22 protein-coding genes are annotated in these 26,391 nt (G+C 68.9%); 13 read left to right on the plus strand and 9 right to left on the minus strand.

Annotated features, from left to right (window positions below):
• Positions 1–509: 509 nt before the first annotated feature.
• Entirely contained in the window at positions 510–3,440 is a 2,931-nt protein-coding gene (gene uvrA, locus ACIP6N_RS04510; RefSeq protein ID WP_401812833.1) for an excinuclease ABC subunit UvrA, read from the minus strand.
• A gap of 239 nt (positions 3,441–3,679) precedes the next feature.
• Between uvrA and ACIP6N_RS04515 the strand changes: the two genes are divergently transcribed.
• Both ACIP6N_RS04515 and ACIP6N_RS04520 read left to right on the plus strand, forming a co-directional pair.
• Complete coding sequence (locus ACIP6N_RS04515) at positions 3,680–4,366, plus strand: maleylpyruvate isomerase family mycothiol-dependent enzyme (protein WP_401812835.1); 687 nt, start codon at positions 3,680–3,682, stop codon at positions 4,364–4,366.
• A gap of 9 nt (positions 4,367–4,375) precedes the next feature.
• Positions 4,376–5,032, plus strand: coding sequence for an MBL fold metallo-hydrolase (locus ACIP6N_RS04520; RefSeq protein ID WP_401812836.1), 657 nt, complete (start codon positions 4,376–4,378; stop codon positions 5,030–5,032).
• A 114-nt stretch (positions 5,033–5,146) separates the two neighbouring features.
• On the opposite strand, the gene ACIP6N_RS04525 is transcribed toward ACIP6N_RS04520, so the two are convergent.
• From ACIP6N_RS04525 to ACIP6N_RS04540, 4 genes are all read right to left on the minus strand, one after another.
• The gene (locus tag ACIP6N_RS04525) at positions 5,147–6,178 is read right to left on the minus strand and encodes a TerC family protein (protein WP_401812838.1); all 1,032 of its coding nucleotides are present in this window, start codon (positions 6,176–6,178) and stop codon (positions 5,147–5,149) included.
• A gap of 335 nt (positions 6,179–6,513) precedes the next feature.
• A complete protein-coding gene (locus ACIP6N_RS04530; RefSeq protein WP_401812840.1) occupies positions 6,514–7,128 on the minus strand; it encodes a TerD family protein in 615 nt (204 codons plus the stop codon).
• Between the two features lie 178 nt (positions 7,129–7,306).
• The gene (gene uvrB / locus ACIP6N_RS04535; RefSeq protein ID WP_401812841.1) at positions 7,307–9,454 is read right to left on the minus strand and encodes an excinuclease ABC subunit UvrB; all 2,148 of its coding nucleotides are present in this window, start codon (positions 9,452–9,454) and stop codon (positions 7,307–7,309) included.
• Between the two features lie 80 nt (positions 9,455–9,534).
• Positions 9,535–10,443, minus strand: coding sequence for an MHYT domain-containing protein (locus tag ACIP6N_RS04540; RefSeq protein WP_401812843.1), 909 nt, complete (start codon positions 10,441–10,443; stop codon positions 9,535–9,537).
• Positions 10,444–10,701: 258 nt separating this feature from the next.
• Between ACIP6N_RS04540 and ACIP6N_RS04545 the strand changes: the two genes are divergently transcribed.
• From ACIP6N_RS04545 to ACIP6N_RS04565, 5 genes are all read left to right on the plus strand, one after another.
• Positions 10,702–11,604: a glycerophosphodiester phosphodiesterase gene (locus ACIP6N_RS04545; RefSeq protein ID WP_401812844.1), complete on the plus strand. Its 903-nt coding sequence runs from the start codon at positions 10,702–10,704 to the stop codon at positions 11,602–11,604.
• Positions 11,605–11,727: 123 nt separating this feature from the next.
• Entirely contained in the window at positions 11,728–12,345 is a 618-nt protein-coding gene (locus ACIP6N_RS04550; protein ID WP_401812845.1) for a methylated-DNA--[protein]-cysteine S-methyltransferase, read from the plus strand.
• A 251-nt stretch (positions 12,346–12,596) separates the two neighbouring features.
• Entirely contained in the window at positions 12,597–13,826 is a 1,230-nt protein-coding gene (gene fdhA / locus ACIP6N_RS04555) for a formaldehyde dehydrogenase, glutathione-independent (protein WP_401812846.1), read from the plus strand.
• Positions 13,827–13,935: 109 nt separating this feature from the next.
• Complete coding sequence (locus ACIP6N_RS04560; protein ID WP_401812847.1) at positions 13,936–14,877, plus strand: pseudouridine-5'-phosphate glycosidase; 942 nt, start codon at positions 13,936–13,938, stop codon at positions 14,875–14,877.
• Between the two features lie 92 nt (positions 14,878–14,969).
• A complete protein-coding gene (locus tag ACIP6N_RS04565; protein WP_401813488.1) occupies positions 14,970–15,866 on the plus strand; it encodes a carbohydrate kinase family protein in 897 nt (298 codons plus the stop codon).
• A gap of 49 nt (positions 15,867–15,915) precedes the next feature.
• Here the strand turns inward: ACIP6N_RS04565 and ACIP6N_RS04570 are convergent, their stop codons facing one another.
• Both ACIP6N_RS04570 and ACIP6N_RS04575 read right to left on the minus strand, forming a co-directional pair.
• A complete protein-coding gene (locus ACIP6N_RS04570) occupies positions 15,916–16,554 on the minus strand; it encodes a uridine kinase (RefSeq protein ID WP_401812848.1) in 639 nt (212 codons plus the stop codon).
• Positions 16,555–16,680: 126 nt separating this feature from the next.
• Positions 16,681–17,334: a winged helix-turn-helix transcriptional regulator gene (locus ACIP6N_RS04575; protein WP_401812849.1), complete on the minus strand. Its 654-nt coding sequence runs from the start codon at positions 17,332–17,334 to the stop codon at positions 16,681–16,683.
• Between the two features lie 86 nt (positions 17,335–17,420).
• Between ACIP6N_RS04575 and ACIP6N_RS04580 the strand changes: the two genes are divergently transcribed.
• Positions 17,421–18,632, plus strand: a complete 1,212-nt coding sequence (locus ACIP6N_RS04580; protein ID WP_401812850.1) for a pyridoxal phosphate-dependent aminotransferase — start codon at positions 17,421–17,423, stop codon at positions 18,630–18,632.
• Positions 18,633–19,030: 398 nt separating this feature from the next.
• Here ACIP6N_RS04580 and ACIP6N_RS04585 read toward each other — a convergent pair whose 3' ends face one another.
• A complete protein-coding gene (locus ACIP6N_RS04585) occupies positions 19,031–19,762 on the minus strand; it encodes a hypothetical protein (protein ID WP_401812852.1) in 732 nt (243 codons plus the stop codon).
• A 264-nt stretch (positions 19,763–20,026) separates the two neighbouring features.
• Between ACIP6N_RS04585 and ACIP6N_RS04590 the strand changes: the two genes are divergently transcribed.
• From ACIP6N_RS04590 to ACIP6N_RS04605, 4 genes are all read left to right on the plus strand, one after another.
• Positions 20,027–21,205, plus strand: coding sequence for a tyrosine-type recombinase/integrase (locus ACIP6N_RS04590; protein WP_401812854.1), 1,179 nt, complete (start codon positions 20,027–20,029; stop codon positions 21,203–21,205).
• Positions 21,202–23,826: a tyrosine-type recombinase/integrase gene (locus tag ACIP6N_RS04595; protein ID WP_401812855.1), complete on the plus strand. Its 2,625-nt coding sequence runs from the start codon at positions 21,202–21,204 to the stop codon at positions 23,824–23,826. The genes ACIP6N_RS04590 and ACIP6N_RS04595 overlap by 4 nt, the downstream gene beginning before the upstream one ends.
• The gene (locus ACIP6N_RS04600; RefSeq protein WP_401812856.1) at positions 23,823–24,398 is read left to right on the plus strand and encodes a DUF6262 family protein; all 576 of its coding nucleotides are present in this window, start codon (positions 23,823–23,825) and stop codon (positions 24,396–24,398) included. Before ACIP6N_RS04595 ends, ACIP6N_RS04600 begins: the two co-directional genes overlap by 4 nt.
• An 81-nt stretch (positions 24,399–24,479) precedes the next feature.
• Positions 24,480–24,890 carry a hypothetical protein gene (locus ACIP6N_RS04605; RefSeq protein WP_401812858.1) on the plus strand — a complete coding sequence of 137 codons (411 nt, stop codon included), beginning with the start codon at positions 24,480–24,482 and terminating at the stop codon, positions 24,888–24,890.
• 45 nt (positions 24,891–24,935) lie between these two features.
• Here ACIP6N_RS04605 and ACIP6N_RS04610 read toward each other — a convergent pair whose 3' ends face one another.
• The gene (locus ACIP6N_RS04610; RefSeq protein WP_401812859.1) at positions 24,936–25,421 is read right to left on the minus strand and encodes a hypothetical protein; all 486 of its coding nucleotides are present in this window, start codon (positions 25,419–25,421) and stop codon (positions 24,936–24,938) included.
• A 164-nt stretch (positions 25,422–25,585) separates the two neighbouring features.
• Here ACIP6N_RS04610 and ACIP6N_RS04615 point away from each other — a divergent pair, with 164 nt between their 5' ends.
• Positions 25,586–26,116, plus strand: a complete 531-nt coding sequence (locus ACIP6N_RS04615) for a hypothetical protein (RefSeq protein ID WP_401812861.1) — start codon at positions 25,586–25,588, stop codon at positions 26,114–26,116.
• Positions 26,117–26,391 lie beyond the last annotated feature (275 nt).

The raw sequence follows: 26,391 nt of genomic DNA on the forward strand, positions 1-26,391 counted from the left end.
TGCGGTGTGCGCGGGTGCGGTGTGCGCGGGTGCGGTGTGCGCGGGTGCGGTGTGCGCGGGTGCGGTGTGCGGGCCGGGGTCGGGGTGCGAGGCGCGGCGCTGGGCGAGGTCGGGGTACGAGGCACGGCACTGGGCGAGGCCGGGGTGCGAGGCGCGGCGCCGTACGTGGCCGGGGTGCGGTGGGTGCGGGTGCCAGGGCCTCCGGAGGAACATGTCCGGACGGCATGATTTACGGCGCGTGAGCCGGGGTCGGATCAGCGACCCGGATCATGCGCCACAAATCACGCTTTAGTGTCCGGACACGTACCTCCTCCGACCCCGTCCCCCTCGCGCCAGGGCGTTCGCGCGGGCAGTCGGCACAACCAGTCCGCATCACGCGCACCCGGCCGGACACGCACCCCCCTCGCGCCAGGGCGTCCGCGCGGGTTGTCCGGGCCAACCCGCTTGAACGTCAAGCGGGTTGGGCCGTCCGTTCGCCGAATTGCGCCGGACGGGACAGCCGCGGTTTCTTACGACGCGGTCTTCCTGGCGACCGCCTTCTTCGCCGCGGTCTTGCGGGCCGGTGCCTTCCTCGGCGGGGTGGCGTCGCTGATCCGCTCCGGGTCCAGGATCTCCCGGAGGAACTTCCCGGTGTGGCTGGCCGGTTCGCCCGCGACCTGTTCCGGGGTGCCCTCCGCGATGACCAGGCCGCCGCCGTTGCCACCCTCGGGACCCATGTCGATCACCCAGTCCGCGGTCTTGATCACGTCGAGGTTGTGCTCGATGACGATCACCGAGTTGCCCTTTTCGACCAGGCCGGACAGCACCTTGATCAGCTTGCTGATGTCCTCGAAGTGCAGACCCGTGGTCGGCTCGTCCAGGACGTAGACCGTACGGCCAGTGGAACGCTTCTGCAGCTCACTCGACAGCTTCACGCGCTGCGCCTCGCCGCCCGAGAGCGTCGGCGCGGACTGTCCGAGCCTGACGTAGCCGAGGCCGACCTCGTTGAGCGTCTTGAGGTGGCGCGAGATCGTCGGGACGGCCTCGAAGAAGTCCAGGGCCTCCTCGATCGGCATGTCCAGCACCTCGGCGATGGACTTGCCCTTGTAGTGGACCTCCAGGGTCTCCCGGTTGTAGCGCGCTCCGTGGCAGACCTCGCACGGGACGTACACGTCCGGCAGGAAGTTCATCTCGATCTTGATCGTGCCGTCACCCGAGCAGTTCTCGCAGCGGCCGCCCTTGACGTTGAAGGAGAAGCGCCCGGGGAGGTAACCGCGGACCTTGGCCTCCATGGTCTCCGCGAACAGCCTGCGGACATGGTCGAAAACGCCGGTGTACGTGGCCGGGTTGGACCGGGGCGTGCGGCCGATGGGCGACTGGTCGACGTGGACCACCTTGTCGACCAGGTCGTCGCCGTCGACCCGGGTGTGCCGGCCCGGTACCGACTTCGCACCGTTCAGCTCGCGCGCCAGGTGCGTATAAAGGATGTCGTTGACCAGCGTGGACTTGCCCGATCCCGAAACGCCCGTGACCGCCGTGAACACACCGAGCGGGAAGGAGACGTCGATGTCCCGGAGGTTGTTCTCCCGGGCGCCGTGCACGGTGAGCTGCCGCTCGCCGGTAACGGGCCTGCGGATGGCCGGGGTCGGGATGGACCGCTTTCCGGAGAGATACTGGCCGGTCAGCGACGTCTTGTTGGTGAGGAGCCCCTTCAGGGAACCCGAGTGCACGACCTTGCCGCCGTGCTCGCCCGCGCCGGGACCGATGTCCACGACCCAGTCGGCGACCTTGATGGTCTCCTCGTCGTGCTCCACGACGATCAGGGTGTTGCCCATGTCGCGCAGCCGGACCAGCGTATCGATCAGCCGGTGGTTGTCCCGCTGGTGCAGCCCGATGGACGGCTCGTCCAGTACGTACAGCACACCGACCAGGCCGGACCCGATCTGGGTGGCGAGCCGGATGCGCTGTGCCTCGCCGCCGGAGAGGGTCCCTGCCGCGCGGTTCAGCGACAGGTAGTCCAGGCCGACGTCGACCAGGAACCTCAGCCGCTCGTTGACCTCCTTGAGCACGCGCTCGGCAATCTTCTTGTCGCGCGCGTTCAGCGTGAGCTTCCTGAGGAAGTCGGCGCAGTCGCTGATCGACAGCGCGGAGACCTCGGCGATGGACTTGTCCATGACCGTGACCGCGAGGACGATCGGCTTGAGCCGGGTGCCCTCGCAGGTGGGACAGGGCACCTCACGCATGTAGCCCTCGAAGCGCTCCCTGCTGGTGTCGCTCTCCGCTTCGGAGTGCCGCCGCTTGACGAACGAGACCGCGCCTTCGAAGGCGGGGGTGGTGTAGGCACGCTCGCGCCCGTACCTGTTGCGGTAGCGGACCTCGACCTGGGTCTTGTGGCCGTACAGCAGGGCCTTCTTGGCACGCTGCGGCAGGCCGGACCACGGGATGTCCGTACGGAAACCGAGGGCCTGGGCGAGGCCGCCGATCATCCGGCCGAAGTACTCCTTGGTGTGGCCGTGCGACCACGGGTGGATCGCGCCCTCGTCGAGGGACTTGTCCTCGTCGGGGATGATCAGCTCGGGGTCGACCTCCATGCGCGTACCGATGCCGGTGCACTCGGGGCACGCGCCGAAGGGCGAGTTGAAGGAGAAGGAGCGGGGCTCCAGCTCCTCGAAGGAAAGATCGTCGTACGGGCAGTACAGATGCTCGGAGAACATCCGCTCGCGCTCGGGGTCGTCCTCGGCGAGGTCCACGAAGTCGAGCACGACCATGCCGCCGGAGAGGCCGAGCGCGGTCTCGACCGAGTCGGTCAGCCGCCGCTTGGCACTGTCCTTCACCGTGAGGCGGTCGACCACCACCTCGATGGTGTGCTTCTCCTGCTTCTTGAGCTTGGGCGGCTCAGCGAGCTGGATCGTCTGCCCGTCGACCCTGGCCCGGCTGTACCCCTTGGTCTGGAGGTCGGCGAAGAGGTCCACGAACTCGCCCTTGCGCTCACGCACGAGGGGCGAGAGCACCTGGAAGCGGCTGCCTTCCGGCAGGTCGAGGACCTTGTCCACGATGGCCTGCGGCGACTGCCGGGAGATCGGACGGCCGCACTCGGGGCAGTGCGGCTTGCCGATCCGGGCGAAGAGCAGCCTGAGGTAGTCGTAGACCTCGGTGATCGTGCCGACCGTCGAGCGCGGGTTGCGCGAGGTCGACTTCTGGTCGATGGAGACGGCCGGCGAGAGACCTTCGATGAAATCGACGTCCGGCTTGTCCATCTGGCCGAGGAACTGCCTGGCGTACGAGGAGAGCGACTCCACGTACCGGCGCTGGCCCTCGGCGAAGATCGTGTCGAACGCGAGGGACGACTTGCCCGACCCGGAGAGCCCGGTGAAGACGATGAGGGAGTCGCGCGGGAGGTCGAGCGAGACATTCTTGAGATTGTGCTCACGCGCGCCACGGACGATGAGACGGTCGGCCACGCCGGTCCGCACCTTTCATTGAAGGGAAGCAGGGGCGGAGCCCCCTTTCCAGCCTATGGGGGTCGCCAGAGCGTCGGATTTCGCTGGATCGCCACGCGCTGGACGGCGAGGCTCGGCCGGCCCGGCTTCGGACTGCCTACATGCCAGGATGCCTCTTCCGAGCCTATAGCACGCACATTCGATTTACGGTCGGCCTCTGTCACCTTCACCCGATCGAGTGGCGGCGCTATCGTCGGACCATGATCGATCCTGTGCGCGACCTGGCCTCCGTGCGTGAGGCGACCGAACTCCTTCTCACCGCGGCCGCCGGACTGGACAACGCCGCCGTCGCCGGACCGTCACGGCTGCCGGGCTGGAGCCGCGGCCATGTCCTGGCTCACCTCGCGCGGAACGCGGACGCTCTGGTCAATGTGCTCGAAGGCCGGCCGATGTACGTGGACGCCGCGTCCAGGGACGCGGACATCGCACGGGACGCGCACCGGCCGCTCGACGCCCAGCTGCGTGACGTACGGGACACCGACGCGCGTTTCCGGCGGACGGCGGACGTTCCCGCGGACTGGACCCGCACGGTGGCGCTGCGCAACGGGGTCACGGACTCGGCCTCCCGGCTCCCCTTCAGGCGCTGGGTGGAGATCGAACTGCACCACGTCGACCTGGACATCGGCCGGGAGCTGGACGATCTCTCCGAGGAGTTCGTCACGCGCGAGATCGACTTCCTCGCCGAGCGCTTCTCGGGGCACCCGGACGTCCCGCCGCTCACCCTGACCGCACCCGGCGGACGCACCTGGACCAGCGGCGGCCGGAACGGCGATCCGCGCACCGTCACCGGCCCGGCGTCCGGCCTGATGGGCTGGCTCGCAGGACGCGGGGACGGTGCGGGACTGGAGTCCCCGGGAGGCCTCCTGCCCGTACTGCCGCCGCTATAGGCTGCCGGTATGACGTACAGCGGAACGGTGAAGGCCGGCGGCCCGGCGGATGTGCACGAGCTGCCCGCCCTGATGATCTCCAAGGTCGCGGTGGGCGCGATGAACAACAACGCCTACCTGCTGCGCTGCCGCGCGACCGGTGAGCAGCTGCTGATCGACGCGGCGGCCGAGCCCACGACGCTGCTGAGCCTGATCGGGGACGACGGCATCGGGTCCGTCGTGACGACGCACCAGCACGGCGACCACTGGCAGGCGCTCGCCGCGATCGTGACCGCGACCGGCGCTCGTACCTACGCCGGCCGGTACGACGCCGAGGGCATCCCCGTACCGACCGATGTCCTCGTCGAGGACGGCGAGGTGATCCGGGTCGGCGAGATCGAGCTGACCGCCGTGCATCTGGTGGGCCACACGCCCGGTTCGATCGCCCTGGTCTACAACGACCCGCACGGCCATGCCCATGTCTTCACCGGCGACTGCCTCTTCCCGGGCGGCGTCGGCAACACGCACAAGGACCCTGAGGCGTTCGCCAGTCTCCTCCACGACGTCGAGACCAAGCTCTTCGACCGGCTGTCCGACGAGACCTGGGTCTACCCGGGCCACGGCGACGACACCACGCTCGGCGACGAGCGCCCGCATCTTCCGGAGTGGCGCCGGCGCGGCTGGTAGTCCGGCAGAGCCCCCGCCCCGGACCCGGTGGGGATGAGCCGGGCGGCCCGGGAACGGGGCGGGGGGGAACAGGGCCGGGTCCTGGCGCCGGGACCCGGGAGACCCGCTGCGGGGTCAGGCCTCTATGTGCTTCTTGTCGTCGTGCTTCCGGCCGTCCGCCTCGTCGTGTGTCCGGCCGTCCGCCTCGACCGCCTTGTCGCGCTCCGTCTGCTTCCTGGTGGCGATCAGGCTGGTGATCGTCGTGATGATCAGGACACCGGAGATGACGGCGAGCGATAGCGGGATGGAGATCACCGGGACGCCCACCCCCTGCTCGTGCAGCGCGTGCAGCACCAGCTTCACCCCGATGAAGCCGAGGATGACCGACAGCCCGTAGCTGAGGTGCACCAGCTTCTTGAGCAGCCCTCCGATGAGGAAGTACAGCTGCCGCAGTCCCATCAGGGCGAAAGCGTTGGCGGTGAAGACGATGTACGGGTCCTGGGTCAGACCGAAGATCGCCGGGATCGAGTCCAGCGCGAACAGCACGTCGGTGGTGCCGATGGCGAGCATGACCACCATCAGCGGGGTCAGCACCCGCTTGCCGTTCTTCTGGATGAACAGCTTCGTGCCGTGGTACCTGTCGGCCACACCGAAGCGGCGCTCGACGGACTTGAGGAGGCGGTTCTCCTCGAACTCCTCTTCCTCGTCGTCCGAGCGCGCCTCCTGGATGAGTTTCCAGGCGGTGTAGATCAGGAACGCGCCGAAGATGAAGAAGACCCACGAGAAGCTGGCGATGATCGCCGCGCCGGCGGCGATGAAGATCGTACGCAGGACGAGCGCGATCACCACGCCCACCAGCAGGACGCGCTGTTGGAGCTGGGACGGCACCGCGAACTTCGCCATGATCAGTACGAAGACGAAGAGGTTGTCGACACTCAGCGACTTCTCGGTGATGAAGCCCGCGAAGAACTCCCCGGAGGCCTTGCTGTCGCCGAAGACCAGCAGGCCGAGGCCGAACAGCGCGGCGAGCGCCACCCAGACGACCGTCCAGGTCCCGGCTTCCTTCATCGAGACGTCATGGGGCTTGCGCCCGATGAAGAAGTCGACCGCGATCAGGGCTGACAGACCAAGAATGGTCAGCGCCCACAGAGTCCATGAAACGTCCACAATGCCTCCGGCTTCGTACCGCTACAGATCAGCGCTGTCGCTGCCGGAGGTCTCTTCCACCCGGCGAACCCATGCCGCCGGGCCGACGCCCCGGGACCGATGGCGGTCCGTATTGACGGGTACGTCGCGTAGTGGGAGTACTCCCCTCCGCTGCAAGAAGAGTACAGCAAACACCAAGGAAAGGTAAAGAGACTGGTAAATAAATGCCAAATAAGCAGGTCAGCCACATCGGACGCGGTAGAGAGACCCACCCGGTCGGGCCCTGGACCGCACATGACGCGGCGCCCGGCGGGGTGGCCGCCGGGCGCCGCGTCATGTGCGGAAGAACCGCGGAACTACAGATGCGGCAGGATCGACGGCATCAGGTCCTGGAACGTGCGGCCGTTGGACGGGTTGCCGAGGGCCGTCATCTGCCAGCCGGAACCGGAGCGGTGCACCTTCGCCATGATCTGCGCGGTGTACTGGCCGCCACCGTCGAGCGTGTACCTGGCCAGCTCCTGGCCGTTGGTCTCGTCGACGATGCGGCAGAACGCGTTCTGCACTTCCTGGAAGGTCTGTCCGGTGAAGGAGTTCACCGTGAAGACGATCTGGTCGACGCGGGCCGGCACCCGCTCCAGGTCCACGAGGATCGCCTCGTCGTCGCCGCCCTGGCCCGCGCCGCCGACGACATTGTCACCGGTGTGCCGTACGGAGCCGTCGTCACTGACGAGATGACGGAAGAAGACCACGTCGACCGGCTGCTTGTCGGCGAAGAGCACCGCGGAGGCGTCCAGGTCGATCTCCCGGGTGCGGGAGCCGAACAGCCCCCTGCGCCGCGCGGCCTGCCAGCCGAGCCCCATACGCACCGCGGTCAGGGTGCCGCCGCCCCGCTTCTCCAGGCTGATGGCCTGCCCCTTGGACAGATTGACACCAGGACCCCCGGGCGTACCGCCCTTGGATACGTCCACCACGCGCTGTCCCCTTTCGAATGGGTTTCCCCGCGACCGTCCGTATGCGGTTGCGGTGCACCCTACGCAGTGGCGCGCGGGCCGCAGCAGGACGCGTCCGCCTTTGTGTCGGTGTTGCAACACAGCCGGCGCGAACCGAACCCCGGCGGCGCGGGCCGGATTCAGGCGGCGTGGGCCGGATTCAGGCGAGCCCCGCCTCCCGCATCTGCCGCAACTCCTTCTTCAGTTCGCCCACTTCGTCCCGCAGCCGGGCCGCGACCTCGAATTGCAGGTCCGCGGCCGCCGCACGCATCCGGTCCGTCATCTCCTGGATGATCCCGGCCAGTTCGGACGCGGGACGGTCGGTGACCACCGCGCCCTGCACGGCGGCCTTGCCGCCCTTCGCGGCCTTGCCTCCGTTCGTGCCCTTCCCCGCGAGCGCGGGCACCGGGGTCTTGGCCGGCTTGCCGTCCTTCGCCTGCCGGTAGCCCGTGCCGAGCAGCGCCTCCGTGTCGACCTCCTCGCGCGCGATGGTCGCCACGATGTCGTTGATCTTCTTGCGGAGCGGCTGCGGGTCGAGCCCGCGCTCCGCGTTGTACGCGATCTGCTTCTCCCGGCGCCGGTTCGTCTCGTCAATGGCCTGCGCCATGGCCGGGGTGACCTTGTCCGCGTACATATGAACCTGGCCCGAGACGTTACGGGCCGCACGGCCGATGGTCTGGATCAGTGACGTGCCCGAGCGCAGGAAGCCCTGCTTGTCCGCGTCGAGGATCGCCACGAGGGAGACCTCGGGGAGGTCGAGGCCCTCGCGGAGCAGGTTGATGCCGACGAGGACGTCGTACTCGCCGGCGCGCAGCTCGCGCAGCAGCTCGATACGGCGCAGGGTGTCGACATCGCTGTGCAGGTAGCGCACCTGGATGCCCAGCTCCAGGAAGTAGTCGGTCAGGTCCTCCGACATCTTCTTCGTGAGAGTGGTGACCAGGACCCGTTCGTCCTTCTCGACCCGCTCGCGGATCTCGTGCACCAGGTCGTCGATCTGGCCCTCCGTGGGCTTGACGACGACCTCGGGGTCGATGAGGCCGGTGGGGCGGATGATCTGCTCCACGAATCCGTCACCGCGGGACAGCTCGTACTTCCCGGGCGTGGCCGAGAGGTAGACCGTCTGCCCGATCCGCTTCTGGAACTCCTCCCACTTCAGCGGCCGGTTGTCCAGGGCGGACGGCAGCCGGAAGCCGTGGTCGACCAGGGTCCGCTTGCGGGACGCGTCGCCCTCGTACATCGCGCCGATCTGCGGCACCGTGACATGCGACTCGTCGATGACCAGTAAGAAGTCCTCGGGGAAGTAGTCGAGGAGGGTGTTGGGCGCCGATCCGCTCTCGCGGCCGTCGAAGTGCATCGAGTAGTTCTCGATACCGGAGCAGGAGCCGATCTGACGCATCATCTCGATGTCGTACGTCGTACGCATCCGCAGCCGCTGGGACTCCAGCAGCTTGCCCTGCTTGTCCAGCTCGGCGAGCCGGGTCTCCAGCTCACGCTCGATGTCGTTGACCGCGCGCTCCATGCGCTCCGGTCCTGCCACGTAATGGCTGGCCGGGAAGATGTACAGCTCCTGGTCCTCGCTGATGACCTCGCCGGTGAGCGGGTGGAGCGTGGTCAGCGCCTCGATCTCGTCGCCGAACATCTCGATACGGACGGCCAGTTCCTCGTAGACCGGGAAGATCTCGATGGTGTCGCCGCGGACCCGGAAGGTGCCCCGGGTGAACGCCAGGTCGTTGCGCGTGTACTGGATGTCCACGAAACGGCGCAGCAGTTGATCGCGGTCCAGCTCATCGCCGACCTTCAGCGGCACCATCCGGTCCACGTACTCCTGCGGCGTACCGAGGCCGTAGATGCAGGAGACGGAAGCGACCACGACCACATCACGGCGGGTGAGCAGCGAATTCGTCGCGGAGTGGCGCAGCCGCTCGACCTCCTCGTTGATGGAGGAGTCCTTCTCGATGTACGTGTCCGACTGGGGTACGTACGCCTCCGGCTGGTAGTAGTCGTAGTACGAGACGAAGTACTCGACGGCGTTGTTCGGCAGCAGCTCGCGGAACTCGTTGGCCAGCTGGGCGGCCAGTGTCTTGTTCGGCGCCATCACCAGGGTGGGGCGCTGAAGCTTCTCGATCATCCAGGCGGTCGTCGCCGACTTGCCTGTACCGGTCGCGCCGAGCAGGACGACGTCCTTCTCGCCCGCGCGGACACGCCGCTCCAGGTCGGCGATGGCCGTCGGCTGGTCGCCGCTCGGCTGGTAGGGACTGACGACCTCGAAGGGCGCCACCGTACGTTCGATGTGGGAAACGGGCCGCATGGTTCAACCGTACGACCCCGCACTGACAGCCGGGCTGCCAAAGCGGCGTACTTCCCTTCGCCGGGCGCGGGTACGCCAGGTCACCGGTCGCGGAAGCCGGAGGATCCCGGGCCCCCCGCTCCGACCCCCGCCCGTCCGGCCCCCGCCCGTCCGGCTCCCTCCCGGCGCCGAGGGCAGGCGCGCGGCCGGGTCCGCTGCGCGGGCACTCCCGCCCTCGCGTCCCGCGCCGTCACGGGCGGCTCGTCATCCTGACGGCCGCCTCCGGCCATCAGCGGATCGAACAGCATCATGATGCCCGCCAGCAGCAGGAAGAACGCGGGACCGATCAGCATCGGGAGGAGGAGCGCGGTGGCCGGTTCGCCGCCGGAGGCGGCCCCGCCGGACGGTTCCACATGGACGTAGACGGCGGCCATCGACGTGTAGTGCATGCCGGTCGCCGCGAGCGCCATCACCAGACTGGCGGCCAGACTCGCCAGGAATCCCCGGTGCGAGACCACCGTCCACAGCGCGCAGGTGGCCGCGGCGACGGCGATCAGGACGGAGAGCGCGACCATGGCGGTGTCGTACTCGATGTGCCCGTCCATCCGGATGCCCGCCATCCCGACGTAGTGCATGGTCGCGATGGCGAGCCCGGTGACCGTACCGCCGGTGACCAGGGCCATCGGGCTGGTGCCGCGATAGCCCACGATGAAGATCCCGATCCCGGTCATGACGATCCCCAGGACGAGACCGGCCGCCATCGTCAGCCTGTCGTAACCGACAGGCACCTCGGCGACGGCGAACCCCATCATCGCGACGAAGTGCATCGTCCAGACACCGGAACCGATCGACGCGGCGCCGAGCGCGAGTCCGCCGGGCTTCCAGGAGTGCGGCTGTCTCAGGGACCGCGCCGTACAGCGCAGTCCCAGGGCGGTACCCAGGCACGCCATGAGAAAGGCCGCCACGGGTGTGACGAGGCCGTAACTGAATCCGTCGACGGTGCCCTGCATAGCGATGTGTCCTTCACCCCGTGGTCTGGTCCGTGTGCGGAAGCGCTGGTTCGGGGCGAGGGTAGGACGGTCGGCCCGTTAGGCAAACATTTTGCCTGGTCGTTTGTCGACATAGGAACACCAGGTCCCATCAGTCCACGCGAGAGCCGTACCGCTCCGGGAAGCCGGCATTCATGTTCCGGTCAGCCGGCGCCCGCCCGCCGTTGGCCGGCGGCTGCCACCCTCGGCCGACCGGATCTCACGACACGAGGAGTCCACGTGCACGCACGCCCCTCCGTGGCGACGGCCGCCGCCCTCCTGGGTGCCACCGCGCTGCTGCTGCCCGGCACGGCCCCGGCCGCCGGCTACGCGCCCGCCAGGCAGAGCAGCCCCCTCGTGATCGCGCATCGCGGCGCCTCCGCGTACGCGCCCGAGAACACCCTCGCCGCCGTCAACCTGGCAGCCCGCATGGGGATCGAATGGGTGGAGAACGACGTCCAGCGCACCAGGGACGGTGAGCTGGTCGTGATCCACGACGACAGTCTGCGGCGGACCACCGACGTGGAACGGGTCTTCCCGGACCGGGCGCCCTGGCACGTGAAGGACTTCACCGCGGCGGAGATCGCCCGTCTGGACGCGGGCAGCTGGTACGACGCGCGATGGGCCGGTGAGCGCGTACCGACCCTGAAGCAGTACCTGGAGGCCATGGAGGCCAACGGGCAGAAGCTGCTCCTGGAGATCAAGGGCCCCGAGCTGTACCCGGGCATCGAACGCGACATCCTGCGGGTGCTCGGCTCCGAGGGCTGGCTCGATCCCGTACACGTCGAGCGGAAGCTGGTCGTGCAGAGCTTCGGCGCCGACAGTGTCCGGGCCGTGCACGAGCAGCGGCCCGATGTCACCACCGGCTTCCTCGGTACGCCCGCGGTGGCCGACCTGCCGTCCTGCGCGGCGTTCGCCGACCAGATCAACCCGGACGTCACCACGCTCACCGCCGACTTCGTGGCAGCGGTGCACCGGCTGGAGGGCCCGCACGGAAAACCGCTCCAGGTCAGCACCTGGACGGTCGACGGCGCGGCGGAAGCGGCACGCGTCCGCGATCTCGGTGTGGACGGGATCATCACGAACACCCCTGATGTGGTGCGGGACACGGTGGGCGCGGACGAGGTGAGCCCGGCCACCTGAGACGGGCGCCCGTACGAGCCGGTCGTACGGGCCGGTACGGTCGCCCGGAGCTGGTCGCACAGGGCCGGGCTCTGCTGTCAGCGGGCCGGCCCGTTGTCAGTGGCCGCCCGTACCGTGGTCCGCATGAACAGTGACAGGCAGGCGCAGGACCGGCCGGACTCCGGCGCGGACGAGCGGGCGACCGTGGAGTGGGCGGTCGTCGCGAGCCCCGTCGGGCCGGTCCTGCTGGCCGCGACCGTCCAGGGGCTGGTGAACGTCGCCTTCCATGCCCGGGGGCCGGCGCGGGAGAAAGCGCTCCGGCAGCTCACGGACCGGCTCGGCGCGGAGCTGGTCGAATCCTCCACGGGCCGCCTGGCCGAGCCCATACGTCAGCTGTCGGCTTATTTCGCGGGTGAGCTGCGGGAGTTCGAGCTGGCCCTCGACTGGTCGCTGTCCTCGGGATCCCCGGGACCTTCGGAACCTTCCGGGGCCACGGGGTTCAACCGGCAGGTGCTGCGGGAGCTGGCGGCGAGCGTTCCGTACGGCTCGGTCGTCGGCTACGGCGATCTGGCGCGGCGGATCGGGCAGCCCGGCGCGGCCCAGGCCGTGGGCGCGGCGATGGGCTCCAATCCGCTGCCGGTCGTGGTGGCGTGTCACCGGGTGGTGGAGAGCGGCGGCGGGCTCGGCGGTTTCAGCGGCGGCCTGGAGACGAAGCGGCACCTGCTGGCGCTGGAGGGCGTGCTCCCCGCACCGCTGTTCTGAACGAGCCAGGCTGTGCGTTTCGCGTCACTTGTCCCCTTTGGATGGCGGGCTTAGGCTGAAATTACGGGCTCGACCCCGCACAGCCCGCCGAACGAGGTGCGCCGGGCTACGGGCCCCGCGTTCACAGAGCCGGTGACTTCCCCGTATCCGTACGGGACTTCAGGCCGACCGTCCGAGCGGTAACGGACCCACCAGGCGCGGGGCCGGACCATCAGCCGGAGAAGTTGAGCCGAAGGGATGTTGATTCAGCCATGAGCGGAGGCAACAAGGCGGTCGCGTACATCAGGCCGGGTGAGGTGGAGGTCAGGTCCACCGACTACCCGACGCTGGAACTTCACGACGGGCCGGGTGTGGCCAAGGAGAACATCGGGCGCAAGTGCCGGCACGGTGTCATCCTCAAGGTCCTCGCGACCAACATCTGCGGCAGTGACCAGCACATGGTCCGCGGCCGCACCACCGCCCCCGAGGGCCTCGTCCTCGGGCACGAAATCACCGGAGAGGTAGTCGAGCGCGGCCCCGACGTCGAGTTCATCGATGTCGGAGACATCGTCTCGGTACCCTTCAACATCGCCTGCGGTCGCTGCCGCAACTGCAAGGAGCGCCAGACAGGCATCTGTCTGAACGTCAACCCGGCCAGGCCCGGGGCCGCTTACGGCTACGTCGACATGGGCGGCTGGGTCGGGGGCCAGTCGGAGTACGTCATGGTGCCGTATGCGGACTTCAATCTGCTCGCCTTCCCCGACCGGGCCGCGGCCCGCGAGAAGCTGCTCGACCTGACGATGCTCTCGGACATCTTCCCGACCGGTTTTCACGGCGCGGTGACCTCGGGGGCGGGCGTCGGCTCCACGGTGTACGTCGCCGGAGCCGGACCCGTCGGCCTGGCGGCAGCCGCCTCGGCGCAGCTGCTCGGCGCGGCGGTAGTCATCGTCGGCGACCTCAACGGCGAGCGGCTGGCCCAGGCCCGCAGCTTCGGCTGCGAGACCGTCGACCTCACCCAGGGCTCGGTCGAGGACCAGGTGGCCGAAATCCTGGGCGAACCCGAGGTGGACTCGGCGGTCGACGCGGTCGGCTTCGAGGCCCGCGCCCACGGCCGGGACTCCGAGGAGGCTCCGGCCACCGTGCTCAACTCCCTGATGGGCGTGGTCAGGGCGGGTGGCGCGCTCGGTATTCCCGGTCTGTACGTCACGGAGGACCCGCGCGGCATCGACCAGGACGCCAAGACCGGCACGCTGAAGATGCGGCTGGGCCTCGGCTGGGCGAAGAGCCACCAGCTCAGCACGGGTCAGTGTCCGGTGATGAAGTACCACCGGGCCCTGTCGATGGCGATCCTGCACGACCGCGTCCACATCGCGAAGGCGGTCAACGCGACGGTGATCTCGCTGGACGACGCGCCGCGCGGCTACGCGGAGTTCGACCACGGCGCCAGCCGCAAGTACGTCCTCAATCCGAACGGGGCGCTGGACGGGGCGATGGCCGCCTGAGGCGACCGTACGCATCGCACCTCCCCGCACGGCAGTCCGCCGGGCCCGCGTTCTCGCAGGCCGGGCGGGCTGACGTTTGGGCGCGGTTCCGGCGCGCCAGGGATGTGACATGTCTGACACCCCGTACACCCCGCCGAGCACCCCCCTGTTGTCCCCCGAGGTACGAGAAGCGCTCGCCGAGGGCCGGCCCGTGGTCGCCCTGGAGTCGACGATCATCGCGCACGGACTGCCGCGGCCCCGCAACCTCGCGGTCGCCGAGGAGCTGGAAACGCTGGTGCGTGAGGGCGGCGCCGTGCCCGCCACGGTCGCCGTGCTGGACGGCGAGGCCCATGTGGGGCTGGCCAAGGACCAGTTGGAGCGGATCGCCGCGGACACCTCCATGAGGAAGCTGGGCCACCGCGATCTGGCGCCCGCGCTCGCGACGGGGGCGAGCGGGGCGACGACCGTCTCCGCCACGGCGTTCCTGGCCGCGCGGGCCGGGATCCGGGTGTTCGCGACGGGCGGCCTCGGTGGTGTCCACCGTGAATGGACCGAGACTCAGGACGAGTCCGCGGACCTGCGCCTGCTCGCGCGGACCCGGATCGCGGTGGTCTGCGCGGGCGTGAAGTCGATCCTCGATGTGCCCGCGACGCTCCAGCGGCTGGAAACGCTGGGGGTGGGCGTGCTCGGCTACGGGACGCGGTACTTCCCCGGGTTCTACCTGGCCTCGTCCGGCGAGCGGGTCGACTGGACGGTCGGCACCCCGGTGGAGGTGGCGGCCGTACTGACCGCGCAGGACGCGCTCGGCGGTCCGGACGCGGCGCTGATCATCGCCAATCCCGTACCGGAGGCGGAGCAGTTGGACCCCGAGTTGCACGACCGCGTGCTCGCGGAGGCGCTCGCCGAGTGCCGGAGGCAGGGCGTCGGCGGCCAGGCCGTCACACCGTTCCTGCTGGACCACCTCCAGCGGCACACCGCGGGCGCGTCGCTGGAGGCCAACCTCGCGGCCGTGCGCGGGAACGTACACCTGGCGGCGCGGATCGCGGCAGCCCGGACCGCGGCGGCACGTTGACGGCCGACGGGACCGCGAAAGGTGGTTCGGCGGAAGGTGGTTCGGCGGAAGGAACGGAAGCGGCGAGAACGGCGGGCGGCGGGGCGCTGCTGATCGTCGGGGACGTGGTGACGGATGTCGTCGCCCGGTACCGTCCGCCCCTCGCGCACGGTACGGACACGGCCGCCGAGATCCGTACGCTGCCCGGTGGCGCCGGAGCCAACGCGGCCTGCTGGGCGGCGCGTTCGGGCTGTGCGGACGTACGGTTGCTGGCTCGTGTGGGCGCGGAGTCCCACGACTGGCACGCGGAGCAGCTGCGACGGGCAGGCGTACGGGCGCGTCTCGTCATCGACGCGCGGGCGCCGACCGCGACCGTGATCTCCCTGGTCGACGCGGACGCCGAGCGCACCTTCCTCACCGACAACGGCGCGGCTCTGCGGCTCTCCCCCGCCGACTGGTCGCCGTCCCTGCTGGACGGGGTGGGCCGGCTGCATCTCTCCGGCTATCTGTTCTTCGCCGACACGAGCCGCCGGCTGGCCCTCGCCGTCATGGCGTCCGCGCGGGAACACGGGATCGCGGTGAGTGTGGATCCGGCCTCGGCCGGGTTTCTCGAGCAGTTCGGCCCGGAACGTTTCCTCGCGTCGGCCGAAGGCCCGGACACACTGCTGCCCAACGCGGACGAGGCCTGTCTCCTGACCGGTCTCCGTGACCCCCTCCGCGCGGCCGCCGAACTGAGCCGCCGGGTGCCGGTGGCCGTCGTGACCCTCGGCGGCGCCGGCGCGGTGGTCGCGGAGGCGGGCGCCGTGACGGCCAGGATCCCGCCGGTCCCGGCGCGGGCCGTGGACTCGACGGGGGCGGGCGACGCGTTCACCGGCGCGTTCCTCGCGGCCCGGCTGGCGGGGGCCGATCCGGCCGCCGCCGCGGCCGAGGGGTGCCGTGCCGGGGCGCGCTCGGTGATGCTGCCGGGCGGCAGACCGGACGCCGGGGCGCCGGAGGGCGGGGCGTACTGAACCGTGTGAGCCGGCAGGACGGGTGGCCGTACGTGCTCCCGCCCCGGGCTCAGCGCAGTCCGCCCCAGGCGGGGTGGCCCGGGTGATCGGTCCGTACGACGGTGTCGGCCGCCTCCGCCGGGCCGACCTCACTCTCGTACCGCTCGAAGGCCGGAAGCGTCCAGCGCTCGGACTCCTCCGTACGGCGGCGGAGCGCGCCGGGCGACAGGCGCAGATGCACCGTCAGGTCGAACGGGAACCAGTGCCCCAGCAGGAAAGGACCGTGCAGCACCAGCACACCGCCGGGCGGCAGTTCGGTGTGCGGACTGCGGGTCGCGCGGTCGCTTGCGGGGTCCCAGAGGTCGGGCAGCACGCGGCCGGTACCGCCGGGATCCAGCGGGCCGAACACCTCGCGCCAGAGTGCGCCGGTGTCGTACCAGCCGCTGTAGTACGTGTCGGGGTCCTCGCGGCCGTACTCGTACCGCAGCGAGGCCGGCCGCAGGAACCCACCGGTCCCGACCACGAGCACCGAGCGGCCGCGCAGCCGCAGCGCTTCGGCGAGCGCGGCGGCCCGCTCCCCGGGACGCGCGGCCGGAGCGCCGTCGAAGCCGACGCGCAGCCAGGGGCTGCCGTCCGCGGGTCCGGTCTTCAGGACCCGGTCGGCGAGGGTGTCGGTCAGCCGCTCCCAGGTGATCGCTTCGAGGTGCACCCGTCCATCATGGTCCACCGCCGGGAACGGGCCGGCGCGGGGCGCTGACGCGGGGCGGGGTCCTTTCCGCAGCCGCTTTCCGGTTTCCGCAGGCCCACCTCTCCGGGCCCCTTTCCCTCCGCCCGCTCACTCTCCCCGCAGCGCCCTGGCGAGCGCCCCTTCGCCCGACACCTCGATACGCCCCTCCCGCACCCCGTCGCCGACCGCCAGCGCGCCGCCGCTCACCGCGCGGCAGGTGTCGGCGTCGAGGACGAGGCGGGTATCGGGGGCGTCGGCGGGGCCGTCGCCGTACACCGGCTCGTCCGGTCCGAGCCGTACGTGGAACACCCCCTCATCGAGGCGTACTTCCACCACACACTCCTCCAACTCCCCTTTTTCGGAAGCCTTTACGAGCCCGTCGAGCACCGGGAGCAGCGGTAGGGCGAACCAGTGCGCCCGTACGGCGTCGGTGGGCCGGCGTTCATCGAGCGCGGGGGCACCCCAGGCCGCCAGGGCCGTCAGGACGGGCAGCAACCCACGACCGCGCTCGGTGAGTTCGTACACGAACGCCGCGGCGGGCGGGGGCAGTTTGCGGCGCGTGGCCAGCTCGTCGCGCTCCATGTCCCTGAGGCGGGAGGCGAGTACGTCCGTGCTGACGCCCGGCAGATCGGCGTGGAGGTCGGTGTAACGGCGGGGTCCCGCCAGCAGTTCACGGACGATCAGCAGCGTCCAGCGGTCGCCCACGGCGTCGAGGGCGCGGGCGGCGGCGCAGTACTGGTCGTAGCTTCGGCGGCGTGGCATGCGACGCAGTCTAGACACCTTGTTGGACTTTCCAAGCTCACACTTGGTAAAACCAAGTACCGCACCAAGGTCTGGGAGGCCACCGCATGGAATTCCGGCAGTCGAGCAAGCTCAGCGAGGTCTGTTACGAGATCCGCGGCACGGTGATCGCACAGGCGGACGCGCTGGAGGAGGCGGGCCACAGCGTGCTGCGCCTCAACACCGGCAACCCGGCGGCCTTCGGCTTCGAGGCGCCGGAGGAGATCGTCCAGGACATGATCCGGATGCTGCCGCAGGCGTCCGGCTACACGGACTCGCGCGGTGTGCTCTCCGCCCGGCGCGCCGTCGCCCAGCGCTACCAGAACCTCGGCCTGACCGAAGTCACCGTCGACGACGTCTTCCTGGGCAACGGTGTGTCCGAACTCGTCTCCATGGCGGTGCAGGCCCTGCTGGAGGACGGCGACGAAGTCCTCATCCCCGCACCGGACTTCCCGCTCTGGACCGCCACCACGACCCTGGCGGGCGGCCGTCCCGTGCACTATCTCTGCGACGAGTCCGCCGACTGGTACCCGGACCTGGCCGACATGGCGTCGAAGATCACCGACCGGACCAAGGCCGTTGTGATCATCAACCCCAACAACCCTACGGGGGCGGTCTATCCGCGCGAGATCATCGAGGGCATCCTCGACCTCGCCCGCCGTCATCAGCTGATGGTGTTCGCGGACGAGATCTACGACCAGATCATCTACGACGACGCGGTCCACCACTGCGCCGCCGCCCTCGCGCCCGACTTGGTGGTACTCACCTTCTGCGGGCTCTCGAAGACGTACCGGGTGGCGGGTTTCCGCTCGGGCTGGCTCGTCGTCACCGGCCCCAAGCAGCACGCGCGCAACTATCTCGAGGGGCTGACGATGCTGGCCTCGATGCGGCTGTGCCCCAACGCCCCGGCCCAGTACGCCATTCAGGCGGCACTCGGCGGCCGTCAGTCCATCCGTGAACTCACCTCCCCCGGCGGCAGGTTGCACGAACAGCGCGACCGCGCCTGGGAGAAGCTGAACGAGATCCCGGGGGTCTCCTGCGTCAAGCCGAAGGGCGCGCTGTACGCCTTCCCCCGGCTCGACCCGAAGGTCCACCGCATCCACGACGACGAGAAGTTCGTACTCGATCTGCTGCTGCGGGAGAAGATCCAGGTGGTGCAGGGGACGGGCTTCAACTGGCCGCGTCCTGACCACTTCCGGATCCTGACGCTGCCGTACGCGGACGATCTGGACGCGGCGATCAGCCGTATCGGCCGCTTCCTGAGCGGCTATCGCCAGTGAGGGCGCATGCGAAACGCGGACGCTCGTGAGGTGAGCGGGCCCGTGGTGCGGGAGTCGGAGCGGGAGCGGGCCCGGAGGCATAGCCGGCCTCCGGGCCACTGTGATGCCGCCCATCAAGCACGCCGGTCCGCTTGAGGACCCAGGTCAGTCGTGATGTCGCCGCGTCCTGCCTTTGGACCACCACGCATCGAGCTGCGCGGGCCGGAGTTGAACCGGCATTTCGGCGTACCGGGGCCTGGGCCCGGTCGATCCGGCGATCGGCGGCGAATGCTGAGGCTGGAGCAATAGTCTGAGATTGACCGCGGTCAGCTGACCGCGACATCACGACGAACTTCAGTTTCAGCTTGCGCTCCTCGCGCACCCCGGACAGCTCAGAGGCCGCCGGGGATTCCTGGAGGCTACCCGAACAGGTAGCCGAACACGGCGTCGCCGACCCGCTGATCGGTGACCTCGGCGCCGTTGGCCTCCTCGCGGGCGAACTTCACGGCCTGCTGAAGCTTCTCGACCCGGTCGAGCAGTTCGTTCACACGCCGCGCCGTAAGGGCTCCGCTGAACTTCACCGTGGTCCAGTAACCGACCGGAACGTCCTCGTAGTAGACGTCGACCTGGGCCGGATGCTTCTCCGTGGCCTCGGCCTTGACGTGGTTGCGGGGCACCTTCTTGGTACGGAGCGTCCGTACCGCTTCCGTCTTCCAGGCGTCCGTCGACGGGTCCTGGCTCCAGGACTCGGCGGCGTCGAGCACCGGCAGCCTGCGCACCAGGGTGTTGATGTCCGTCAACTGCTTCTCCAGGAAGAGCAGATACCCGACAGGCACGGCGCTCACCAGCACCTGCCCGTCCACGGTGACATCGGCGCGGGCGGTGCAGTTCGCCCAGTCCTTCGTGGCGGTCACGTCGAACAACCGGGTGAGGATCTTCGCCGTCTCCCGCAGCACGTCCTCGGCCCTGACCTGAACGCGGGTTGATTCGGGCGGCAGTTGCTCACCCTCCTCGTCCTTCGCCTGGTAGGTGCGGGAGATGCCCGCGAGAAGTGCCGGCTTCTGGAGACCGTGATGGGCGGCCGTCAGGTCCTGGTGCGTCTTGGACTTGACGCCTTTCTCCACTGCGATGATCTGATTGAGTTTCGCCACGTCAGGGACGTTACAAGACCGGATCTCCGTGATCGAACGAATTTACCAACGGAGTTGGGCCTCGTCTTCCACGCCGGTGGGCATCTTTCCTCCATGACGGATCGCCGCGCGGAACACCCGCTGCTTCTCCTGGACGTGGACTTTACCGACCGCGGGTAGTGCCGCCCGTGATGTCCGTCTGTGCCTGTGACCAGGACGTCATGGGCTCGTTTACCGACCGGGACCGGGACGTCAGTCATGTTCCGGAGTCGGTACGGAGTACAAGTGGTACGGCTCGTCGTGGTGGGGGACTTGAGGGTCCAGCGGATCGAAAGGAAGGGCGGGCGGAGGTCATGGACGATCGTCTGGCCCGAAGGCACGCTGCACGCGAAGGCAGATCGGTTCCTGCGTGAGCACGAGGGTTGGGGCACACAGAAGACCTACGCGTACTACCTGGTGGACCACCTGCGATGGCTGGAGCGAGAGTGCCTGGCCTTCGACACGGTCCAACTTCGCGACCTGGAACGGTACATGGGGATCGTCGGTGCCGAGGTCCGCATGCCGCTCGGAGAACCGTGCCGGGTCGGTAAGCGCCCTTACGGCCATTCTGCGCTGTCGACCGCGGCGGCCTGCTTGAAGGGCTTCTACCTGCACCAAGCCTCCCTCGGCATCAACGGTGAGCTCGGCAGGAAACTCGACAGGTCCCGGCTGCCGTCGCGGGTGGACCGCCGTCGGTCGTTCCTCGGTCACGTGAAGTCGCCACTGCTCACGAACCCGCTGGCGCCGAAGGGGCCGCACCGTCGGCACCCGAAGATGTTGCCGGATGGGGCACGGGAGAGGCTGCTGGAGACGGTGAACGCCGCCCGGGACCGGCTGGTCGTGGACTGGCTCGCCGACGGGGGTCTGCGGATCGGCGAGCTGTGCGGGCTGCACCTGGTCGACCTGCACCTGCGGGAGAACGCTGCCTGCGGCGAGTGCCGCACCCCGCATCTGCATGTCTGCCACCGGCCCGGCAACCCGAACTGGGCAGAGGCCAAGACCAAGCACCCGTGGCAGGTCGAGCGCGGGACGGTCACCGGCGGGCTGATCAAGCGTGTCAGCCCGGCGATGGTGCACTCCTACTTCGAGTACATCACCACCGAGTACCCGCGCGGCGCCCGGCACGGGATGCTCCTGGTCCAGCTGCACGGCGCCGATACGGGCCAGCCGTGGGCCCCGGTCGGCGCCCGCCGGATGCTCGGCCGGGCCGGGAAACGCGCAGGTCTGGGGCTGGTGAAACCCCATGCCTTCCGGCACACCTTTACCTCGGCGGTTCTCGATGCTGCGGGCGGTAACACCCTGATCGCCCGGGACGCGGGCGGCTGGGCCTCGGCCACGATGGTCGACGAGGTCTACGGTCACGTCGACATCCACGATCCGGTCTTCGACGCTGCTCTGCGCACGGTCTGGGGTGAGAGCCGATGAAGCGCCGGGACGCGTTTCTGCTGCCCTTGCTGAACACGCATCAGAACCAGACGCGAATCGGCAGGGATCGCCTGGAGATCCTGACCGCTCTGACGAGTGCGCCCTCCTTCGATCCTCTGTTCCGCGACGACATCGTCCAGATCCCGCCAGGGCACCAGACCTATCGGTGGTTCTGCCGGGTCACCGACTGTCAGCGCGCCACCGGCCTCGGCGACTTCTGCCACGCTCATCGCCAAGAGTGGCTCACGGCCGCGAAAGAAGGCGTCAGCCGTTCAGCGTTTCTCAGCGCTGCTGAACCATTGAGCCAGACAACCGAGTATGACGGGAATCTGGCCTGTCTGATCTGCCCCGGACGACCCGCTCGGGCAGGCCAGTACCGTCTCTGCAAATATCACCTCCAGAAATGGAGTCGGTCGCGAGTCGGACAAGACGCCACACCCGACTTCGATGGGTGGGCCGCCGAGCAAAGCCCTGCTCCGGGGTTCGGGACCTGCGCGGTGCTGGTCTGCCCTTTGCTGGCAGAGTCGCCGCTGGGACTGTGCCAGCGACACGCTCACGCCTACCGGAGGGCAGGCTCTCCCGGCGGCGCGTCCATTCCGGGCGGATCGTGGCGTGAGGGGCGAGTCGTTGTCAGCTACATCGACCACGTCCAGTTCCGTGCGTGGTGCGACAGGGAGATTGCGGTCTCCGTGCCCGCTCAGCTGAACTTGCGTGGGCTGAGGCCGCTACCACGAGCTGAAATCCAGTGGGGGTTGTTCACTCATACACAGCGGTCGCGTCCGGCCCGCTGGGATGTCACCGCGCTCCGCATGGTGGTGAACGCCTGCCGCGAGCGGGATGCGACCTCGATCGTCGATCTGGACCTTGCTTGCTTGACCAAGACCGCCAGCGGGATCGCGAAAGAGATCCTCCACGAGTTGCGCCTGGTCTACTTCACACCTGAGGAGGCCAAAGAGGCCGGATTCCTCGAAACGAGGCACTTCGGCATCAGCTACGAGAACCGGCTCGGGCACATCAGCCTCACCACGATCTCTCAACGATGGCTGCGGGACATCACGTGGGACTACTTCGCCGAACTCCTACGCTCCCCGCGCTGCCCCAACAGCGCCCACACGCTGGACCATATTCGTCGAGCGATGGCCGAGTTGAGCACTTTCATCGAGGCCGACGTCCCCGGAGGGGGCCACAATCCCACAGTCCTGGCGAAGGAACACGCCGACCGCTTCGTCGCAGATCAGCGACATCGCGAGCGCCATGCACTCCCGTCGCTGGCCGCGGTCCGGGTCGACGGGAAGCCGAGCATCGTCACGACCGGCACACGATCGGTGGTCTTCAACCACACCCGCAAGATCCTCCGCAAGGCGATGGACGATGGAGTGACCGACGCCATCGGCTTGGCCAGAGAGTTCGTCATCGCGTTGCCCAACGGCGGCGGCACCGCCGTCCAGAAGCGGCGACGTCCCTTCGCCGACGAGGTGGCACGTGCGCTGGCCGACGAACACAATCTCGCCGAGTTCACTCGCGTCCACGATCCGGATGACGAGGGCGCCCGGGACATCTGGGAGACCCTCGTGGTCACCGGACGGCGGTTGGGGGAGGTCATCGAGCTCCGCTGGAACTGTATCGGTCGGCTTAACGGGCTCGCGATGCTCTGGCACGACCAGACCAAGGTCGGCAACTACGACGCGGCCATCCGCATCCCCGAGTCCCTCTTCGACCTCATTGCGGACCGGCGGCGCAAAACTCTCAGCCGGTTCGCCGACGAACACGGCTACACCCCCACGGGCAAGGAACGCGATGGACTCGCGCTGTTCCCCACCAACTACCGCAGCACCGACGGAACGATCGCACTGAGCAGACCATGGTTCTACAGCCGTTTCCGTCCCTGGGTCGACGCTATGGACATCGGCCATTGCGTCCCCCACCAGGCCCGCCACACACTGGCCACCAGCCTCCTACGCAAAGGCGCCACCCTCACCCACATCCGCCGTTACCTCGGACACGTCTCGGACCGGATGGCCGAGCACTACGTCCACCTCTCCAACACCGATCTGGATAACGTGCTCCAGCATGTCTGGGTCGCCGGCCCCGGCACGGCCGCTCCTGGGGAGCTCCTCGCAGGGGACTCAGCCAAGGCCCTCACGAAGGAGCAGGCTCTCGCCATCGCCGTCGACCTCGCCCGCCGCAGCACTCCGGCCGAGGGTGGCTTCTGCACCTTCCAGCCGGTCGTCGACGGCGGTGCCTGTCCCTGGAACCTCGACTGCCACAACTGCGACAAGTTCGTCCTCTCCGGCGCGGACCTCCTCTACTGGCGGCGCAAACGGGAACAGTGGCGGCAACTGGCCGAAGGCGCCCCGGACGACGCCACCGCCGACTACCTCCACAGCTACTTCGAGCCGACCGCCCGCGCCATCGACGGTCTGGAGAAGGCCCTGGCCGGCCTCGGGCTCCTCGACGACGCCCTCGCCCTGGACCTGCGCAAACCCCAGGACTACTTCCACCGCGTGTGGTCCACGTCCTTCCGCGCCGCCGACCTCGCCGCCGCAGGCAACGACGACGAGCAGAGCGAGTACAGCGATACGTGCACAACCGACAACGACCCCGAGCAGGACATCGCATGAAGACCGCTGCCGTTCCAGAACCCCGCACGGCCGCCGCCCTGGCGGCCCGCCGCCACAAGACCGAGACCGCCCTCCAGCGTGTCCGCGAGGCCATCACCCGATTCCGGCGCGAGAAGGCCCAGGTCAGCATCGCCGCCGTCGCCCGTCGCGCGGATGTCTCGCGCACGTTCCTCTATGACAACGCCGAGGCCCGGGTCATGGTCGCTACCGCAATGGCCGAGGCCGGAGACCGCCGGACTCAGTCGCTCGCCGACCTGGACGACCAGCGTGAGGCGACCTGGCGCGAACGTGCCCTGAACGCCGAGGAAGGTCTCAAGACCGCCCAGGCCGAGATCCTCACACAGCGCACCCGCATCGGTGAACTCCTGGGCCGGATCCGGGACTTGGAAGCCGAGTGGACCGAAGAGGCCATCCAGCGGATCACCACCGAGAACACCACCCTCAAACAGCGCGTCCGCCAACTCATCACCGACAACCGCACCCTCGACGAGCGCCTCAAGGCTGCCCGCTCCAACCTCCGCTTCCAGGACCGGCGCCTCGCCGACCTCGAAGCCCAGATCGCTGGCAGCTGAGAACTCAAGGAGTGCCACTCGGTCCGGTGACCACGGGAAACCCCTGGTCACCGGACCGAGTCGTATGCCAGGATCCGGCGCATGGAGCCCCACAACGAGTCGGCAGCAGGCGAGGTCCTTCGTCAACGCGGCTGGCGCAAGGCATTCACCGTCCAAGAGATGGTCGACGAATGGGCCTGGCTCGTGGGCAAGGTCGAGGATGGTTACAGCGACCTGGTGGACGAATACACCAACGACCTCTACAGCCGGAACTGGCTGCACGAGGCGTGGCCGATCCTCACTGAGCGCGTGATCGTCCTATGGACCCCGCAGGTCAAGACCCTCGACGACCGTTTCCGGGCCGCCACCGTCTTCGACGACGGCATCTCGTTGTCACAGTTCCACCGGATCAGCGGATTCGACCCGATCGGCATGTGGTGGTGGCGGCGCCACCCTCGTCTACTCGTCGGCGATCTCGGCCGCTCGCTCCGCTCAGCGGGCGCTACTGACTGATCCTCCGCAATGGAGGCTGCTACGAATCGCGGCCGGCGACCGCAATCACCTGGCCGGCGGCTCGGCCAGGAGGACGACTCGGTCGGCGTCGATATCGAAGCCGAGCACCGGATGACCATGTTCGCCCTCCGGGTCCATGAGCACCGGTTTACCCAAGCGCCGCCCGATCTCCCGCAAGAAGTCGCAGAACACATCAAGTCGCTCCTGGCCCTGCAACTCCCGCAGGTCGACGTCGAAGTCGATCTCACCGTCGTCCTGGAAACGGAAGATCGCCAGAACATCGGCAGTCGGCCAGACCCGCAGGTTCGGACATTCTGCGTCCGCCGGGCGGGACAGGACGGTCTCCGCCCGAGGGACCGGCAGCACAGTCTCGCCTTCGGAGTACCGGCAATGCCAACCTCTCGCCTCGACAAGATCAAGGACCGCCTGCCAGCCCTCCACCGAGGCATCTGGGACACGCAGGTCCGGCAGAGACCCCATCACATCCGGGTCGAAGAAACGGCTCACGTCTCCCCACAGCAGATCAGCCACACCGTCATGCTGCCCGACTCCTCGATCAAGCGCAGCCTCGTTTTCCTTGGCCAAAGACATGGGGCCCCGGATCACTCAGACGGACGACATCATCGGCCCCAACTCGGCGTCACGGACATGTAGTCTATGTATCGTCGCAGTTCAGAGCCGGTATCAGGGCTCCTGTGGTCGGTAAAGTGGACGGCCCGCTCAACCCGTACGCCGCCCGCCTCCCCGTGCCACGCGGCTACACCAGCAGGCGCCTGCACCCCGCAAGCTGGCTCTCCCACCAGGTCCCCGGCTCCCGCAGCCACCGTCGCGGCCTGCGCGTACGTCTCCATCCCGGCCACGGCGCGCGGCTGCTGGCCCTGCCGTACGAACTCGCCTGGGCCACGACCTGGATGCATGAGGCCAACAGCATGATCGCCCCGGTGGTCGGTCTCCCCGCCGACCTGCCGGTGATCGAATGGCCGGAGCTCTTCGCGAAGGACCCCGACGGCCTGTACTGGAAGACCCGCCCGCTGCTGGAGTGGGCGGCGGGCCGCCCGTTCGCGTGGGTCGACGACATGATCACGGACCTGGACAGGGCCCACGTGGCGGCCCACCACGACGCCCCGGCGCTCCTGCTGCGCATCCACCCGCGCCGCGGGCTGCGCGAAGGGGACTTCGCGGAACTGACGCGGTGGGCGGAGGCGCTCGGACCGCGGACGCCGTGAGCGCGGGCGCCAGCGCGGGGCCCTGGGCGCGGATTCACGGGCGGGGATTCACAGGTGCGGATTCACAAGTGCGGGCTTGTCGGCATGAGTTCGTCACGCGGGTCCGTCGGCGCGGCTCCCTCGGCACGAGCCGGTCGCACGGTCCGTCGGTGCGGGTCCTCACGAACGAGTGAATCCCCTGAGACATAGGACAACGCTGTCATTGGCATGGACCTGACCTTCTTCCTCGGCTAATCTCCGGCCATCAGCGGAGGAGAGCGCTCTCATCCCGCTGC

This window comes from Streptomyces sp. NPDC088725 (assembly GCF_044751305.1).
In the GTDB taxonomy this organism is placed as follows: Bacteria; Actinomycetota; Actinomycetes; order Streptomycetales; family Streptomycetaceae; genus Streptomyces.